We start from the raw sequence: 15771 nt of genomic DNA, 5'->3' as shown, positions 1-15771 counted from the left end.
GATAAGTTGTTGGGCGAAGGCTGCAGGGCAGGCTTTTAGCGGTCCGCGCGAGAGTTGATCAAATATTGTTCAGCGCCTGGTACAAGTGTGGGAGGGGGCTTGCTCCCGATAGGGATGGATCAGCTTGCACATGCATTGGCTGATACTCCGCTATCGGGAGCAAGCCCCCTCCCACATTTTGATCCACGGCGTGTCAGTTATTCGTGGGCGGCAACGCCTTTGAGGTAGGGCGCGGGCGCGGCACCGAGGTTGTTCAGCATGCGTTCGCTGTACCAATCGACAAAGTTCACCACGCCGAACTCATAGGTCTTGGAGTACGGGCCTGGCTGGTAAGCGGTGGAGTTGATCCCGCGCTGGTTCTCTTCGGCCAGGCGACGGTCCTGGTCGTTGGTGGCGTCCCACACTTGGCGCATGCGCTCCACGTCGTAGTCCACGCCTTCCACTGCGTCCTTGTGCACGATCCACTTGGTGGTGACCATGGTTTCCTGGGCACTGATCGGCCACACAGTGAACACGATGATGTGATCGCCCATGCAGTGGTTCCACGAGTGGGGCAGGTGCAGGATGCGCATCGAGCCCAGGTCGGGGTTCTTGATCCGGCCCATCAGTTTTGCGCAGCCCTGTTTGCCGTCCAGGGTCATCGACACGGTGCCCTTGAGCAGTGGCATGCGCACGATACGGTTGCGCAGGCCAAAACTGGCGTGGGCATAAGGAATCTTCTCGGCATCCCAGGCGGCGGCGGAAGCGGCTACGTGGTCCTTGAACGCCTGGTCGGCGCGCGGGTCGGTGACGTCGTCCCATTCCAGCAAGGTTTTCAGCAGTTCCGGGTGCGACGCGTTGCAGTGGTAGCACTCGCGGTTGTTTTCCAGCACCAGCTTCCAGTTGGCTTTTTCAAACAAGGTGGTCTGGATCGCCACCTTGGTGTTCTCCATGTCGTACGGTTCCATGTAATGGTTCAGGGTCGACAGGAAGTCATCGATGGCCGGTGGGTTTTCGGCCAGGCTGATGAAAATGTAGCCGCCGGCGGTCTTCACGTTCACCGGTTTGAGGCCGTACTGCTTCATGTCGAAGTCAGCGCCCATCTCGGTGCCGGCGAACAACAGGCGACCGTCCAGCTCGTAGGTCCACTGGTGGTAGTGGCAAACGAGCTTGGCGACCTTGCCCTTTTCGCTGGTGCACAAGCGCGAGCCACGGTGGCGGCACACGTTGTGGAAGGCGTGCACCACACCGTCGGCGCCACGGATCACGATGATCGGGTTCTTGCCCACTTGCAGGGTCAGGTAGTTGCCCTTGGTGGGGATTTCGCAGGTCATGCCGGCAATCAACCACTCTTTCTGGAAGATCTCCTGCATGTCGATATCGAACAGCCGCTCATCAGAGTAAAACGGCTGTGGCAGCGAAAAAGTGCGCTCGCGCTCTTGCAGCATCTGCGCGGTGGCCTTGCGTGCGGGTTCCAGCGGATCGCCCAAGCTTAAGGTTGCGGTGACGTCCATCGTGTATGTCCTCATGGCCATTCTGTGTGGCCGGCGAATAGTGGCTACGGTTGGTGCTGTGCAAGGCGTAAAGAAAGTGTCTTTCGTTGGGAGCGAGTGTGGGCCCGGCGTTGCGTCGAACCTTATCCATGGGCGACATGGCCCAATCTGTTCCCGACGCGCAACCCCCTGTCGTTGGGGGCTGGTCGCGGTAAGTATGTGAATGTCGCAGATAGGTAAATGGCGGATTCTCGCGTTACGCAGAATCGCCACCATAAGGCCGAGCCTCGGCGGTGGAGAACAGTATGTCCAACAGCTTCCTGAATCCGGTAACCACCCAGACCTGGGCCAATGGTCGGCACATCGTCCGTTGCGTCAAAGTCATCCAGGAAACCTGGGACGTGCGCACCTTCTGCTTTATGGCCGACCAGCCGATCCTGTTCTTTTTCAAGCCCGGGCAGTTCGTCACCCTGGAGCTGGAAATCGAAGGCCAGCCGATCATGCGCTCCTACACCATTTCCAGTTCGCCCTCGGTGCCCTACAGCTTTTCGGTGACCATCAAGCGCGTACCGGGCGGCAAGGTTTCCAACTGGCTGCACGACACGCTGCATGAAGGCCAGGAGCTGGCGGTGCACGGGCCGGTGGGGCTGTTCAACGCGATCGACTACACCAATCCGAAAGTGTTGTACTTGAGCGGCGGCGTCGGTATCACCCCGGTGATGTCCATGGCGCGCTGGTTTTACGACACCAACGCCAATGTCGACATGGTCTTCGTGCACAGCGCCCGCTCGCCGAAAGACATCATCTACCACCGCGAACTGGAACACATGGCGTCGCGGATCGATAATTTCAGCCTGCACCTGATTTGTGAGAAGCACGGGCTTGGAGAACCCTGGGCCGGGTACCGCGGCTACCTGAACCACAAGATGCTGGAACTGATGGTGCCGGACTTCCTCGAGCGCGAAGTGTTCTGCTGCGGCCCTACGCCGTATATGAGCGCGGTAAAACGCCTGCTGGAAGCCGCCGGTTTCGACATGATGCGCTATCACGAAGAATCCTTCGGCGCGACGCCGCCGGAAGCGCGGGCCGACGCGGTGGAGCAGGCCGAACAAGCCGCTGATGCCCCTGAAGTCGACCTGGCGGACCTGCATCAGGTGGAATTCATTGCGTCCGGCAAGAGCATCCGCGTGGCGCCGGGCGAAACCGTGCATGCGGCGGCGGCCAAGCTTGGCCTGTTGATCCCGAAAGCGTGCGGCATGGGTATCTGCGGCACATGCAAGGTGATGAAGCTGGGCGGCGAGGTGGAGATGGAGCACAACGGCGGGATTACCGAAGAGGACGAAGCCGAGGGTTACATCCTGTCATGCTGCAGTGTGCCGAAGGGCGATGTGCGCATCGAGTTCTGACCCGAGCGCTGGTGACGCGGAGCGTCCAGGGGAGGCATTCCCACGCGGAGCGTGGGAACGATCGATCTTGACCACGCTGATCGTTCCCACGCTCTGCGTGGGAACGCCTCCTGGGACGCTCCGCGTCCCGCCTCTCTTTAGAACCAAGGCTGGATGTTGATCAGCCCTTCCATCCCTGCATAGTTGCGAGCGCTGGAGTACCGCCAGTGTTCTGCGCGGTCCACATAGCCTCGTTTCACGGGGTTGTGATGGATGTAATCAAGCTTCTGACGCATGACGGCCTCGCTGTAGACCAGTTCTGCATGGGAGCCTTCCTGCCAGAGTTGATAAACACGATCTGCCTTGTGCGCACGTTTGCTGAAACGCAGGCGCTGTAACACGCGCTCCGCACCTTTGCTCTGCAGGTCGTCGATGATGGTGCGGGCAGTGAAGGATTTGAATTGGCTGACGCATTTTCCCAAGTCGGGCGCTTGGGCAACGAAGTGCAGGTGGTTTTCCAGCACGACGTAGCCAAACAGGTTTAACGCATGGTTAGTTTGTTGATATCGCCAGCAATCTAAAAGATGGTCCACCAAGTAACTGCGGGTGAAGAGTGGCAGCCACTCCATGACCGTACAGGTTAGAAAGTGCGGCTTTTCGGGCTCGCTGATGACGTAGCGGCTTCTACCCACGTGCTCATCCTTGAGTTGGGGTGGGACGCGGAGCGTCCAGGGCAGGCATTCCCACGCAGAGCGTGGGAACGATCAGTGGGGAGGGTTACTGGGCGTAGATGTGGATGACGAAGTGTTGGCCTGAGGCTGTCATTTCATAGACTTTGTCATAGATCCTGAGCGTTCTGGATGGCTCGCGGATGGTATCGCCGACTTTGGCGTGCTTCCTGAACTCGTCCCAGTCGATGACAGTGGTGCTGTCGGTGCCGTTGCTTTGCAGGGTATTGATGTTGTTTTGATATTCCATGATTAAGCTCTCCATTGGATAGGTATTTCCGGCCGATCATTCGGCAGGTAATAGACCCGAAAGGGGGCAGGTAGCGCTGCGTTTTCCTTCCGGGTTCCAAGAGGCTAGACAACGAAATCACATTGCGCTGCTGTCAGAAATATCAAAAAACAGACTCGGCAATCGGCCAGCACGGGCTGGGCTGATTTCTACTTCAAGCGTTCATCACTTCCCTGATATCGGCCGCCAATTCTCTTACACGCTCTTCCTCGGTATCCCACGCACACATGAAACGTGCGCCGCCTTTGCCGATAAAGGTGTAGAAACGCCAGCCCTTGGCGGTCAGCGCGGCGATGGCCGGTTCCGAGAGTTGCAGGAACACGCCGTTGGCTTGCACCGGGAACATCAGCTCAACGCCGGGAATATCCGCCACCAGGCTGCTGAGCAGTTGCGCGCAGTGGTTGGCGTGGCGCGCATGCTTGAGCCAGGCGTCGTTTTCCAGCAGGCCCACCCACGGTGCCGACAAAAAGCGCATCTTCGACGCCAGTTGGCCGGCCTGTTTGCAGCGGTAGTCGAAGTCTTCGGCCAGCTTGTGGTTGAAGAACAGGATGGCTTCACCCACCGCCATGCCGTTCTTGGTGCCGCCAAAGCACAGCACGTCCACACCGGCCTTCCAGGTCAGGTCGGCCGGCGAGCAGCCGAGGAAGGCGCAGGCGTTGGAGAAGCGTGCGCCGTCCATGTGCAGGTTCAGGCCCAGTTCCTTGCAGGTAGCGCTGATGGCGCGGATTTCTTCCGGGGTGTAGACGCTGCCGACCTCGGTGGCCTGGGTCAGCGTGACGACGCGCGGCTTCGGGTAGTGGATGTCCTGGCGCTTGAGGGCGATTTCGCGGATCGATTCCGGGGTCAGCTTGCCGTTTTCGGTACGTGCGGTGAGCAGCTTGGAACCGTTGGAGAAAAACTCCGGCGCGCCGCATTCGTCGGTCTCGACGTGGGCGGTTTCCGAGCAAATCACGCTATGGTAGCTCTGGCACAGCGAAGACAGCGCCAGGGAGTTGGCGGCGGTACCGTTGAAGGCGAAGAACACTTCGCAGTCGGTTTCGAACAGATTGCGGAAACCGTCGGCGGCGCGGTGGGTCCACTCATCATCACCGTAGGCGCGTTGATGGCCCTGGTTGGCTTGTTCCATGGCGGCCCAGGCTTCCGGGCAGATGCCGGAATAGTTGTCGCTGGCGAATTGTTGGCTCTTGTCGGTCATGGCCCATTCCTGTGGTCGATGTTGGTGCGCACTTTAACCAAGATTGGGAGGGGGGCGCACGCACTGTAAATGCAAAGTCGTTGGGGAATTATGCACGGTACTGAAACGATTCCTGTCGGACGTATCCGCGATGGCGCTTTGGATCTGCTCAAGTGGCTGGCACTGCTGAGTATGGTGCTGGACCACCTGCGCTATGTGGGGTTGAGCCTGGATGGGCTGTACGTGCCGGGGCGCCTGGCGTTCCCGTGGTTTTGCCTGGCGATCGCGGCGAACCTGCATCGCGCGCGCAAGGCGCCGATGAGCGGCCAGTGGCGCTACCTGGGCTGGCTGCTGTTGTTCAGTGTGATCAGCGAGGTGCCCTATCGGCTGTTCATCGAGGATGCCGATACATTGAATGTGCTGCCGACCCTGGCACTGGGCGTGCTGGTTGCCAGGGGATGGCAGCACAAAGCCCTTGTTGATCGAGGATTGGCGCTGCTGGCGCTCGCAATAGGCGCTGTCTTTTCCACACAACTGATGTTCGGTTTTTTTGGTGTATTGCTGCCACTGGCGATGCTGCTGGTATTCAGTCGGCCATGGTATTTCAGTGTATTGCCGGGCTTGGTTTGCGTGGCCGCCAACCAATGGCAGATTTTGCTCAACAGCGGCTCGATCGTTGCGCTGTCCGGGTTGGCCGCGTGCCTGATCGCGCCATTGGCCGGATTGGTCTTGTTGCGACATGCCAAAAGCGCCTCCCCGCCCGCCATGCGCCGTTGGGCATATGGGCTATATCCCGTGCATTTCTTGCTGCTGTTACTCCTTCGCACGGTCAACGCCTAACCCATGTGGGAGGGGGCTTGCTCCCGATGGCGGAGTGTCAGCCACAGCCTATGCAAGCTGATCCACCGCTATCGGGAGCAAGCCCCCTCCCACATTTATTTCTGTGTTGTTTGAGCAATGTCGTAAACGCACCTTTGCGTGGCGTGCGCAGGCATTTGACCTGCACGCGCCAGCCCTACCATCGCATCAAAGGGCCCTGCACGGGCCTCAACAATACGAAAGGCTGGGAGAGACGCGATGTTCAGCAAACAAGACCAGATCCAGGGATATGACGACGCACTGCTGGCGGCGATGAATGCCGAGGAGCAGCGTCAGGAAGATCATATCGAGCTGATCGCGTCGGAGAACTACACCAGCAAGCGCGTGATGGAAGCTCAAGGCAGCGGCCTCACCAACAAATACGCCGAAGGCTACCCGGGCAAGCGCTACTACGGTGGCTGCGAGCATGTGGACAAGGTCGAGGCCCTTGCCATCGAGCGCGCCAAGCAGCTGTTCGGCGCCGATTACGCCAACGTGCAGCCGCACTCCGGCTCGTCCGCCAACAGTGCGGTGTACCTGGCGCTGATCAATGCCGGCGACACCATTCTCGGCATGAGCCTGGCCCACGGCGGTCACCTGACCCACGGCGCCAAAGTGTCGTCCTCGGGCAAGCTGTACAACGCGGTGCAGTACGGCATCAACACCGACACCGGCCTGATCGACTACGACGAAGTCGAGCGCCTGGCCGTGGAGCATCAGCCGAAAATGCTCGTGGCCGGTTTCTCTGCCTACTCCAAGACCCTGGATTTCCCACGCTTCCGTGCGATCGCCGACAAGGTAGGTGCACTGCTGTTCGTCGACATGGCCCACGTCGCCGGCCTGGTGGCCGCCGGCCTGTACCCGAACCCGCTGCCCTACGCGGACGTGGTCACCACCACTACTCACAAGACCCTGCGCGGTCCACGCGGTGGCCTGATCCTGGCCAAGGCCAACGAAGCCATCGAAAAGAAACTCAACGCGGCTGTATTTCCCGGTGCCCAGGGCGGCCCGCTGATGCATGTGATCGCCGGCAAGGCGGTGTGCTTCAAGGAAGCAGCAGAGCCAGGCTTCAAGGCGTATCAGCAACAAGTGATCGACAACGCCCAGGCCATGGCCGAAGTGTTCATCAAGCGCGGCTACGATGTGGTCTCCGGTGGCACCGACAACCACTTGTTCCTGGTCAGCCTGATCCGTCAGGGCCTCACCGGCAAAGACGCGGACGCGGCCCTCGGCCGCGCCCACATCACCGTCAACAAGAACGCTGTGCCGAATGACCCGCAGTCGCCGTTCGTGACCTCGGGCCTGCGCATCGGCACCCCGGCGGTGACCACCCGTGGCTTCAAAGTGCCGCAGTGCATCGAACTGGCCGGCTGGATCTGCGACATCCTCGACAACCTCGGCGATGCCGATGTCGAGGCCAACGTGGCCAAGCACGTGTCTGCCCTGTGCGCTGATTTCCCGGTTTATCGCTGAGCGCGGTTTTGGAGTAATGACTATGCAACGCTACTCAGGCTTCGGCCTCTTCAAGCACTCCCTCAGCCATCACGAAAACTGGCAGAAGATGTGGCGCACGCCGACCCCCAAGAAGGTCTACGACGTGGTCATCGTCGGCGGCGGCGGGCATGGTCTGGCGACCGCTTACTACCTGGCCAAAGAGCACGGCATCACCAACGTGGCCGTGGTCGAGAAGGGCTGGCTGGGCGGCGGCAACACGGCGCGCAACACCACCATCGTGCGTTCCAACTACCTGTGGGATGAGTCGGCGCACCTGTACGAACACGCGATGAAACTCTGGGAAGGTTTGTCTCAGGACCTGAACTACAACGTGATGTTCTCCCAGCGCGGTGTGTACAACCTGTGCCACACCCTGCAGGACATCCGCGATTCCGAGCGTCGCGTCAGCGCCAACCGCCTCAACGGCGTGGATGGCGAGCTGCTCAACGCCAAACAGGTAGCGGACGAGATCCCGTACCTCGACTGTTCGAAAAACACCCGTTACCCGGTCCTCGGCGCCACCGTGCAACGTCGCGGCGGCGTGGCCCGCCACGATGCCGTGGCCTGGGGTTTCGCCCGCGCCGCTGACGCTCTCGGTGTGGACTTGATCCAGCAGACCGAGGTGATCGGCTTTCGCAAGGAAAACGGCGTGTGCATCGGCGTGGAAACCAACAAGGGCTTTATCGGCGCCAAGCGCGTCGGTGTGGTGACGGCCGGTAACTCCGGGCACATGGCGTCACTCGCCGGGTTCCGTTTGCCGATCGAGTCCCACCCGCTGCAAGCGTTGGTGTCGGAGCCGATCAAGCCGATTATCGACAGCGTGATCATGTCCAACGCCGTGCACGGCTACATCAGCCAGTCCGACAAGGGCGACCTGGTGATCGGCGCCGGTATCGATGGCTACAACGGCTACGGCCAGCGTGGTTCGTACCCGGTGATCGAACACACCATCCAGGCCATCGTCGAGATGTTCCCGGTATTGTCCAGGGTGCGCATGAACCGCCAGTGGGGCGGCATCGTCGACACCACGCCGGACGCCTGCCCGATCATCTCCAAGACCCCGGTGCCGAACATGTTCTTCAACTGCGGGTGGGGTACCGGTGGCTTCAAGGCTACGCCGGGCTCAGGCAACGTGTTTGCCGCGAGCCTGGCCAAGGGTGAAATGCACCCGTTGGCCGCGCCATTCTCCATCGACCGTTTCCACAACGGTGCGCTGATCGACGAACACGGCGCTGCGGCCGTCGCCCACTAACAGGAGAAATTTCCTATGTTGCATATCTTCTGTCCTCACTGTGGCGAACTGCGCTCCGAAGAGGAATTCCACGCGTCCGGCCAAGCGCACATCCCGCGCCCGCTGGACCCGAATGCCTGCACCGATGCGCAGTGGGGCGACTACATGTTCTTTCGCGACAACCCCCGTGGCCTGCACCACGAACTGTGGATTCACGCCGCCGGTTGCCGTCAGTACTTCAACGCAACGCGCGACACCCTGACTTACGAAATTCTTGAAACCTACAAGATCGGCGAGAAGCCGCAATTCACCGCCAAGGCCGCTGGAGAGAAGGTATGAGCCAGATCAATCGCCTGTCCAACGGTGGCCGGATCGACCGTAACAAAGTCCTGACCTTTACCTTCAACGGGCAGAGCTACAAGGGCTTTGAAGGCGACACCCTGGCCGCTGCACTGCTGGCCAACGGCGTCGACATCATCGGCCGCAGCTTCAAGTACTCGCGCCCCCGCGGCATCTTCGCCGCCGGCGCCGAAGAGCCGAACGCGGTGCTGCAGATCGGCGCCACCGAAGCCACCCAGATTCCCAACGTGCGCGCCACGCAACAGGCGCTGTACCAGGGTTTGGTCGCCACCAGCACCAACGGCTGGCCGAGCGTCAACAACGACATGATGGGCATCCTCGGCAAGGTCGGCGGCAAGCTGATGCCGCCGGGTTTCTACTACAAAACCTTTATGTACCCGCAGTCGTTCTGGATGACCTACGAGAAGTACATCCGTAAGGCGGCCGGTCTTGGCCGTTCGCCGACCGAAAACGATCCGGACACCTACGACAACTTCAACCGTCACTGCGATGTGCTGGTGGTCGGTGCCGGCCCGGCTGGCCTCGCTGCTGCACTGGCGGCTGCGCGCAGCGGTGCGCGGGTGATCCTTGCCGATGAACAGGAAGAGTTCGGTGGTTCGCTGCTGGATTCGCGCGAAAGCCTCGACGGCAAGCCGGCGACCGAATGGGTTGCCAGCGTCATTGCCGAGTTGAAAGCCCTGCCGGACTTGGTGCTGCTGCCCCGCGCCACCGTCAACGGCTACCACGACCATAACTTCCTGACCATTCACGAGCGCCTCACCGACCACCTTGGCGACCGCGCGCCGATCGGCGTGGTGCGCCAGCGTATCCACCGCGTGCGCGCCAAGCGCGTGGTGCTGGCCACCGGTGCGTGCGAGCGTCCGCTGGTGTACGGCAACAACGACGTGCCGGGCAACATGCTCGCCGGAGCCGTCTCTACTTACGTGCGCCGCTACGGCGTGGCACCGGGCAAAAAACTGGTGCTGTCGACCAACAACGACCACGCCTACCGCGTTGCACTGGACTGGCTCGATGCGGGCCTGCAAGTGGTCGCGGTGGCCGATGTACGCCACAACCCACGCGGCGCGCTGGTTGAAGAAGCCCGCGCCAAGGGCATTCGTATCCTCACCGGCAGCGCCGTAGTCGAAGCGCGTGGCACCAAGCGCGTGAGCGCTGCGCGTATTGCCGCCATCGACGTCAAGGCTCACAAGGTCACCAGCCCCGGCGAGTGGCTGGACTGCGACCTGGTGGCCAGCTCCGGCGGCTACAGCCCGGTGGTCCACTTGGCCTCGCACCTGGGCGGCAAGCCGACCTGGCGTGAAGACATCCTCGGTTTCGTGCCGGGCGAAGCGCCGCAGAAACGCGTGTGCGTCGGCGGTATCAACGGCGTCTACGGTCTGGGCGATTCCCTGGCCGATGGGTTCGAGGGCGGCGTACGTGCGGCCAGCGAAGCCGGGTTCGCCCCGGTTGAAGGCGTGTTGCCGAAAGCCTTGAGCCGTCTGGAAGAGCCGACCCTGGCGCTGTTCCAGGTACCGCACGAAAAAGTTACCGCACGGGCGCCGAAGCAATTCGTCGACCTGCAGAACGACGTGACCGCCGCCGCCATCGAACTGGCTACCCGCGAAGGTTTCGAATCGGTCGAGCACGTCAAGCGCTACACCGCGCTGGGCTTCGGTACCGACCAGGGCAAGCTGGGTAACGTCAACGGCCTGGCCATTGCCGCGCGCTCGCTGAACGTGACCATCCCGCAGATGGGCACCACCATGTTCCGTCCCAACTACACACCCGTGACATTCGGCGCGATAGCGGGCCGTCACTGTGGGCACATCTTCGAACCGGTGCGCTACACCGCGCTGCAAGCCTGGCACGTGAAGAACGGCGCCGAATTTGAAGACGTCGGCCAGTGGAAACGCCCGTGGTATTTCCCGCGCAACGGCGAAGACCTGCACGCTGCGGTCAAACGCGAATGCCTGGCCGTGCGCGACAGCGTCGGCCTGCTGGATGCGTCCACCCTCGGCAAGATCGATATCCAGGGCCCGGATGCCCGTGAGTTCCTCAACCGTATCTACAGCAACGCCTGGACCAAGCTCGACGTGGGCAAGGCGCGCTACGGCCTGATGTGCAAGGAAGATGGCATGGTCTTCGACGACGGCGTCACCGCCTGTCTGGCCGACAACCACTTCCTGATGACCACTACCACCGGCGGTGCCGCGCGTGTTCTGCAGTGGCTGGAAATCTACCAACAGACCGAATGGCCGGACCTCAAGGTGTACTTCACCTCGGTCACTGACCATTGGGCGACCATGACCCTGTCTGGCCCCAACAGCCGCAAACTGCTGAGCGAAGTCACCGACATCGACCTGGACAAGGACGGCTTCCCGTTCATGACCTGGAAAGAAGGCCTGGTGGGCGGCGTACCGGCGCGGGTGTTCCGTATCTCGTTTACCGGCGAGCTGTCGTATGAAGTCAACGTGCAGGCCGACTACGCCATGGGCGTGCTGGAACAGATCGTCGAGGCCGGCAAAAAGTACAACCTGACGCCGTACGGCACCGAAACCATGCACGTACTGCGCGCCGAGAAGGGCTTCATCATCGTCGGCCAGGACACCGACGGCTCGATGACTCCGGACGACCTGAACATGGGCTGGTGCGTAGGCCGTACCAAACCGTTCTCGTGGATCGGCTGGCGCGGGATGAACCGCGAAGACTGCGTGCGTGAAGAGCGCAAGCAATTGGTGGGCCTCAAGCCGATCGACCCGAGCGTGTGGCTGCCGGAAGGCGCACAGTTGGTGTTCGATCCGAAGCAGACGATCCCGATGAAGATGGTCGGCCACGTCACCTCAAGCTATGCGCACAACTCCCTGGGCTATTCGTTTGCCATGGGCGTGGTGAAGGGCGGCTTGAAGCGCATCGGCGAACGGGTGTTTTCGCCCCAGGCCGATGGCAGCGTGATCGAGGCGGAGATTGTGTCTTCGGTGTTCTTTGATCCGAAAGGTGAGCGGCAGAACATCTGATACCTGATCGTTCCCACGCTCCGCGTGGGAATGCATCCCCGGGCGGCATTCCCACGCAGAGCGTGGGAACGATCAATTTAAGACAAGGTGCTTTATGACAGCAGCCAACGTATACCAACAACGCCCCACCACCGGTGCCAAGGCCGAGTCGTCGCTGCATCATGCCGACCTCGCCAGCCTGGTCGGCAAGGGCCGCAAGAATGCCGGCGTGACCGTGCGTGAAAAGAAACTTCTGGGCCACCTGACCATCCGCGGCGACGGCCACGATGCCGCGTTCGCCAGCGGCGTGCACAAGGCCCTGGGCATCGAACTGCCTGGCGCCCTGCAGGTCATCGTCAACGGTGAAACCAGCCTGCAATGGCTCGGCCCGGACGAATGGCTGCTGATCGTGCCAGGCGGCGAAGAGTTCGCTGCCGAACAAAACCTGCGCGCGGCGTTGGGCGACCTGCATATCCAGATCGTCAACGTCAGCGGCGGCCAGCAAATTCTTGAACTCAGCGGTCCGAACGTGCGCGATGTGCTGATGAAGTCCACCAGCTACGACGTGCACCCCAACAACTTCCCGGTGGGCAAGGCGGTGGGCACGGTGTTCGCCAAGTCGCAACTGGTGATCCGTCATACCGCAGAAGACACCTGGGAACTGCTGATCCGTCGCAGCTTCTCGGATTACTGGTGGTTGTGGTTGCAGGACGCCTCCGCCGAGTTTGGCCTGAGCGTTCAAGCCTGATCGTTCCCACGCTCCGCGTGGGAACGCATCCCGGGACGCTCGGCGTCCCAAGAGCGGACGCAGAGCGTCCATGGCGGCATGCCCACGCAGAGCGTGGGAACGATCAAGGAGTCAACCGTAATGAGCCGCGCACCCGATACATGGATTTTAACCGCCGACTGCCCCAGCGTGCTCGGCACGGTGGACGCGGTCACCCGCTACCTGTTCGAGCAGGGCTGCTACGTCACCGAGCACCACTCGTTCGATGACCGCCTCTCGGGCCGGTTTTTCATCCGTGTGGAATTCCGCCAGCCGGGCGGTTTTGACGAGCAAGCCTTTCGCGACGGCCTGGCCACGCGCGGCGAAGCCTTTGGCATGATCTTCGAGCTGACGGCGCCGAACTACCGGCCCAAAGTGGTGATCATGGTCTCCAAGGCCGATCACTGCCTTAATGACCTGCTGTACCGCCAGCGCATAGGCCAATTGTCGATGGACGTGGTCGCGGTGGTGTCCAACCACCCCGATCTGAAACCCTTGGCCGACTGGCACCAGATTCCCTACTTCCATTTCCCGCTGGACCCCAACGACAAGCCGTCCCAGGAGCGCCAGGTGTGGCAAGTGGTGGAAGACACCGGCGCCGAGTTGGTGATTCTTGCGCGCTACATGCAGGTGCTGTCGCCGGAACTGTGCCGCAAGCTGGACGGCAAGGCGATCAACATCCATCACTCGTTGCTGCCGGGCTTCAAAGGCGCCAAGCCCTACCACCAGGCGTACAACAAGGGCGTGAAACTGGTCGGCGCCACGGCGCATTACATCAACAACGATCTGGATGAAGGCCCGATCATCGCCCAAGGCGTGGAGGTGGTGGATCACAGCCACTATCCCGAGGATTTGATTGCCAAGGGGCGCGATATCGAAGGGCTTACGTTGGCGCGGGCGGTGGGGTATCACATCGAGCGGCGGGTGTTTTTGAACGCCAATAGAACTGTGGTGCTTTGACTGACGCCATCGGGAGCAAGCCCCCTCCCACATTTTTAAATTGTGAATACCAGCAAATGTGGGAGGGGGCTTGCCCCCGATGAGGCCCTCAAAAACAACGCAAAAACAGCATCTGCAACCCGAGCACTTAAACGCGCTGCCCACCTAACAGGGCAACGCAGTTCCATAAAAACAACAGCGAGGTGAAAGCATGTCTGGTAATCGTGGTGTCGTGTATCTCGGCAACGGCAAGGTCGAAGTACAGAAAATCGACTATCCCAAAATGCAGGACCCCCGTGGCAGGAAGATCGAGCACGGCGTCATCCTGCGCGTGGTCTCTACCAACATCTGCGGCTCCGACCAACACATGGTGCGTGGCCGCACCACCGCCCAGACCGGCCTGGTGCTGGGGCATGAAATCACCGGCGAAGTGATCGAGAAGGGCAGCGACGTCGAGAACCTGAAGATCGGCGACCTGGTGTCGGTGCCCTTCAACGTAGCGTGCGGTCGTTGCCGCTCCTGCAAGGAAATGCACACCGGCGTGTGCTTGAGTGTCAACCCGGCGCGCCCGGGCGGTGCTTACGGCTATGTCGACATGGGCGACTGGACCGGTGGCCAGGCTGAATACGCGCTGGTGCCTTACGCCGACTTCAACCTGTTGAAACTGCCGGACCGCGACAAGGCGATGGAGAAAATCCGCGACCTGACGTGCCTCTCCGACATCCTGCCGACTGGCTATCACGGCGCGGTCACGGCAGGCGTTGGCCCAGGCAGCACGGTCTACATCGCCGGTGCCGGCCCGGTCGGCCTCGCCGCTGCCGCATCAGCACGCCTATTGGGCGCTGCGGTCGTGATCATCGGCGACGTCAACCCGATCCGCCTGGCCCACGCCAAGGCCCAGGGCTTTGAAATCGCCGACCTGTCCACTGACACGCCGTTGCACGAACAGATTGCCGCGCTGCTCGGCGAGCCGGAAGTGGACTGCGCCGTCGATGCCGTAGGCTTTGAAGCACGCGGCCACGGCCACGACGGCGTCAAGGCCGAAGCCCCGGCCACCGTACTCAACTCACTGATGGGCGTAGTGCGCGTGGCGGGCAAGATCGGCATCCCTGGCCTGTACGTCACCGAAGACCCAGGCGCTGTCGATGCCGCCGCAAAAATGGGCAGCCTGAGCATTCGTTTTGGTCTGGGTTGGGCCAAATCCCACAGCTTCCACACTGGGCAAACGCCGGTGATGAAGTACAACCGCCAGCTGATGCAGGCGATCATGTGGGACCGTATCAACATCGCTGAAATCGTCGGCGTGCAGGTGATCAGCCTGGATGACGCGCCACGTGGCTATGGCGAGTTCGATGCGGGTGTGCCGAAGAAGTTTGTGATTGATCCGCATAAAATGTTCAGCGCGGCGTAAAGCCTTGGGCAAATGTCCCAGCCACTGAAAATCAAATGTGGGAGGGGGCTTGCTCCCGATGGCGGTGGTTCAGTCAGTGCCTCTGTGACTGACCTGCCGCTATCGGGGCATGCCCCCTCCCACAAGGGATTCAGGGTGTTTAGCGTGCGGCCAGCGCACCCTGGTAGACGGTCGGGCCGGTTGGCTGCTTGCTCAGCGAGCCACCCTTGGTCTCCGAACTCACCATCAACTCCACCGGTTTGCTGATGCTTTCCTGCTGACGCGGGTTCAGGCCGATGATGCCTTTGCCATCTTCCGGCAAAAGTCCCAGAGACACAGGCGTGCCGTCTTTGGGGATGGCCCACAGCTCCAGGCTCTGGTCGGGCGCAGGCGCCGTGGCGGCAATCGGCTGTACTTCCAGATAATCCTTGTGCGCCATGATTTGCGCGGCCGGCTGCTGGGTCGTCGTCACCAACGTCGCCGCGGATTTGACGCTGTCCTGGGTGTAGAGCGCGCCGCCGATGCCGGCAGCCACTACGGCACAGGCGCCGATGAACAGACGCGGGCGGCTCCAGAAGGCAGGCTTGTGCTCAATCACTTGGGGTTGGATCGCAGTCATAAGTCTCTTCCTGACAAATTTTGTAGTCAGTTCCTAGACCCGCTTATCCCCGATGGGTTCCGGAACAACCGACGGGATACCCAGTCCAACGCCT

General features: G+C 61.3%; 14 protein-coding genes. 9 read left to right on the top strand and 5 right to left on the bottom strand.

Translation table 11 applies throughout. The features are described 5' to 3' along the window. Window positions 1-197: 197 nt before the first annotated feature. Window positions 198-1493, bottom strand: coding sequence for a glycine-betaine demethylase subunit GbcA (gene gbcA, locus C4J86_RS24425; RefSeq protein ID WP_124368614.1), 1296 nt, complete (start codon window positions 1491-1493; stop codon window positions 198-200). Between the two features lie 284 nt (window positions 1494-1777). Here gbcA and gbcB point away from each other — a divergent pair, with 284 nt between their 5' ends. Further along, window positions 1778-2878 (top strand): glycine-betaine demethylase subunit GbcB, encoded by a 1101-nt coding sequence (gene gbcB / locus C4J86_RS24420; RefSeq protein WP_124372097.1) that lies wholly within the window; start codon window positions 1778-1780, stop codon window positions 2876-2878. Window positions 2879-3015: 137 nt separating this feature from the next. Here the strand turns inward: gbcB and C4J86_RS24415 are convergent, their stop codons facing one another. The 3 genes from C4J86_RS24415 to C4J86_RS24405 form a co-directional block, all read right to left on the bottom strand. Then, window positions 3016-3549 (bottom strand): transposase, encoded by a 534-nt coding sequence (locus C4J86_RS24415; protein ID WP_124372096.1) that lies wholly within the window; start codon window positions 3547-3549, stop codon window positions 3016-3018. A gap of 85 nt (window positions 3550-3634) precedes the next feature. Further along, the gene (locus C4J86_RS24410) at window positions 3635-3835 is read right to left on the bottom strand and encodes a hypothetical protein (RefSeq protein WP_124368612.1); all 201 of its coding nucleotides are present in this window, start codon (window positions 3833-3835) and stop codon (window positions 3635-3637) included. 193 nt (window positions 3836-4028) lie between these two features. After that, window positions 4029-5069, bottom strand: a complete 1041-nt coding sequence (locus C4J86_RS24405) for a low specificity L-threonine aldolase (protein ID WP_057723604.1) — start codon at window positions 5067-5069, stop codon at window positions 4029-4031. A gap of 90 nt (window positions 5070-5159) precedes the next feature. Between C4J86_RS24405 and C4J86_RS24400 the strand changes: the two genes are divergently transcribed. From C4J86_RS24400 to fdhA, 8 genes are all read left to right on the top strand, one after another. Continuing rightward, complete coding sequence (locus C4J86_RS24400; protein ID WP_124372095.1) at window positions 5160-5888, top strand: TraX family protein; 729 nt, start codon at window positions 5160-5162, stop codon at window positions 5886-5888. A gap of 237 nt (window positions 5889-6125) precedes the next feature. Then, the gene (gene glyA, locus C4J86_RS24395) at window positions 6126-7379 is read left to right on the top strand and encodes a serine hydroxymethyltransferase (protein WP_124372094.1); all 1254 of its coding nucleotides are present in this window, start codon (window positions 6126-6128) and stop codon (window positions 7377-7379) included. 22 nt (window positions 7380-7401) lie between these two features. Next, window positions 7402-8652, top strand: coding sequence for a sarcosine oxidase subunit beta (locus tag C4J86_RS24390; protein WP_010207084.1), 1251 nt, complete (start codon window positions 7402-7404; stop codon window positions 8650-8652). A gap of 15 nt (window positions 8653-8667) precedes the next feature. After that, complete coding sequence (locus C4J86_RS24385; RefSeq protein ID WP_124372093.1) at window positions 8668-8970, top strand: sarcosine oxidase subunit delta; 303 nt, start codon at window positions 8668-8670, stop codon at window positions 8968-8970. Next, the gene (locus C4J86_RS24380; RefSeq protein WP_124372092.1) at window positions 8967-11984 is read left to right on the top strand and encodes a sarcosine oxidase subunit alpha; all 3018 of its coding nucleotides are present in this window, start codon (window positions 8967-8969) and stop codon (window positions 11982-11984) included. Before C4J86_RS24385 ends, C4J86_RS24380 begins: the two co-directional genes overlap by 4 nt. Before the next feature lie 94 nt (window positions 11985-12078). Further along, window positions 12079-12711, top strand: coding sequence for a sarcosine oxidase subunit gamma (locus C4J86_RS24375; RefSeq protein WP_124372091.1), 633 nt, complete (start codon window positions 12079-12081; stop codon window positions 12709-12711). 120 nt (window positions 12712-12831) lie between these two features. Further along, on the top strand, window positions 12832-13689 hold the full coding sequence (gene purU, locus C4J86_RS24365; protein ID WP_124372089.1) for a formyltetrahydrofolate deformylase: 858 nt from the start codon (window positions 12832-12834) through the stop codon (window positions 13687-13689). A 190-nt stretch (window positions 13690-13879) separates the two neighbouring features. Continuing rightward, complete coding sequence (gene fdhA / locus C4J86_RS24360; protein WP_057723611.1) at window positions 13880-15079, top strand: formaldehyde dehydrogenase, glutathione-independent; 1200 nt, start codon at window positions 13880-13882, stop codon at window positions 15077-15079. Window positions 15080-15218: 139 nt separating this feature from the next. Here fdhA and C4J86_RS24355 read toward each other — a convergent pair whose 3' ends face one another. Next, window positions 15219-15677: an anti-sigma factor domain-containing protein gene (locus C4J86_RS24355; protein WP_124372088.1), complete on the bottom strand. Its 459-nt coding sequence runs from the start codon at window positions 15675-15677 to the stop codon at window positions 15219-15221. Window positions 15678-15771 lie beyond the last annotated feature (94 nt).

It is taken from the genome of Pseudomonas sp. R2-7-07 (assembly GCF_003852355.1).
GTDB lineage: Bacteria > Pseudomonadota > Gammaproteobacteria > Pseudomonadales > Pseudomonadaceae > Aquipseudomonas.
The sequence above is the reverse complement of the archived record's forward strand: the minus strand, read 5'-3'. Positions and strand labels throughout refer to the sequence as shown.

What these genes read in the sequence shown, in the direction of transcription:
- gbcA (WP_124368614.1), bottom strand. Translation starts at nt 1,493, where the DNA reads ATGGACGTCACCGCAACCTTAAGCTTGGGCGATCCGCTGGAACCCGCA.
- gbcB (WP_124372097.1), top strand. Translation starts at nt 1,778, where the DNA reads ATGTCCAACAGCTTCCTGAATCCGGTAACCACCCAGACCTGGGCCAAT.
- C4J86_RS24410 (WP_124368612.1), bottom strand. Translation starts at nt 3,835, where the DNA reads ATGGAATATCAAAACAACATCAATACCCTGCAAAGCAACGGCACCGAC.
- C4J86_RS24405 (WP_057723604.1), bottom strand. Translation starts at nt 5,069, where the DNA reads ATGACCGACAAGAGCCAACAATTCGCCAGCGACAACTATTCCGGCATC.
- C4J86_RS24400 (WP_124372095.1), top strand. Translation starts at nt 5,160, where the DNA reads ATGCACGGTACTGAAACGATTCCTGTCGGACGTATCCGCGATGGCGCT.
- glyA (WP_124372094.1), top strand. Translation starts at nt 6,126, where the DNA reads ATGTTCAGCAAACAAGACCAGATCCAGGGATATGACGACGCACTGCTG.
- C4J86_RS24390 (WP_010207084.1), top strand. Translation starts at nt 7,402, where the DNA reads ATGCAACGCTACTCAGGCTTCGGCCTCTTCAAGCACTCCCTCAGCCAT.
- C4J86_RS24385 (WP_124372093.1), top strand. Translation starts at nt 8,668, where the DNA reads ATGTTGCATATCTTCTGTCCTCACTGTGGCGAACTGCGCTCCGAAGAG.
- C4J86_RS24380 (WP_124372092.1), top strand. Translation starts at nt 8,967, where the DNA reads ATGAGCCAGATCAATCGCCTGTCCAACGGTGGCCGGATCGACCGTAAC.
- C4J86_RS24375 (WP_124372091.1), top strand. Translation starts at nt 12,079, where the DNA reads ATGACAGCAGCCAACGTATACCAACAACGCCCCACCACCGGTGCCAAG.
- purU (WP_124372089.1), top strand. Translation starts at nt 12,832, where the DNA reads ATGAGCCGCGCACCCGATACATGGATTTTAACCGCCGACTGCCCCAGC.
- fdhA (WP_057723611.1), top strand. Translation starts at nt 13,880, where the DNA reads ATGTCTGGTAATCGTGGTGTCGTGTATCTCGGCAACGGCAAGGTCGAA.
- C4J86_RS24355 (WP_124372088.1), bottom strand. Translation starts at nt 15,677, where the DNA reads ATGACTGCGATCCAACCCCAAGTGATTGAGCACAAGCCTGCCTTCTGG.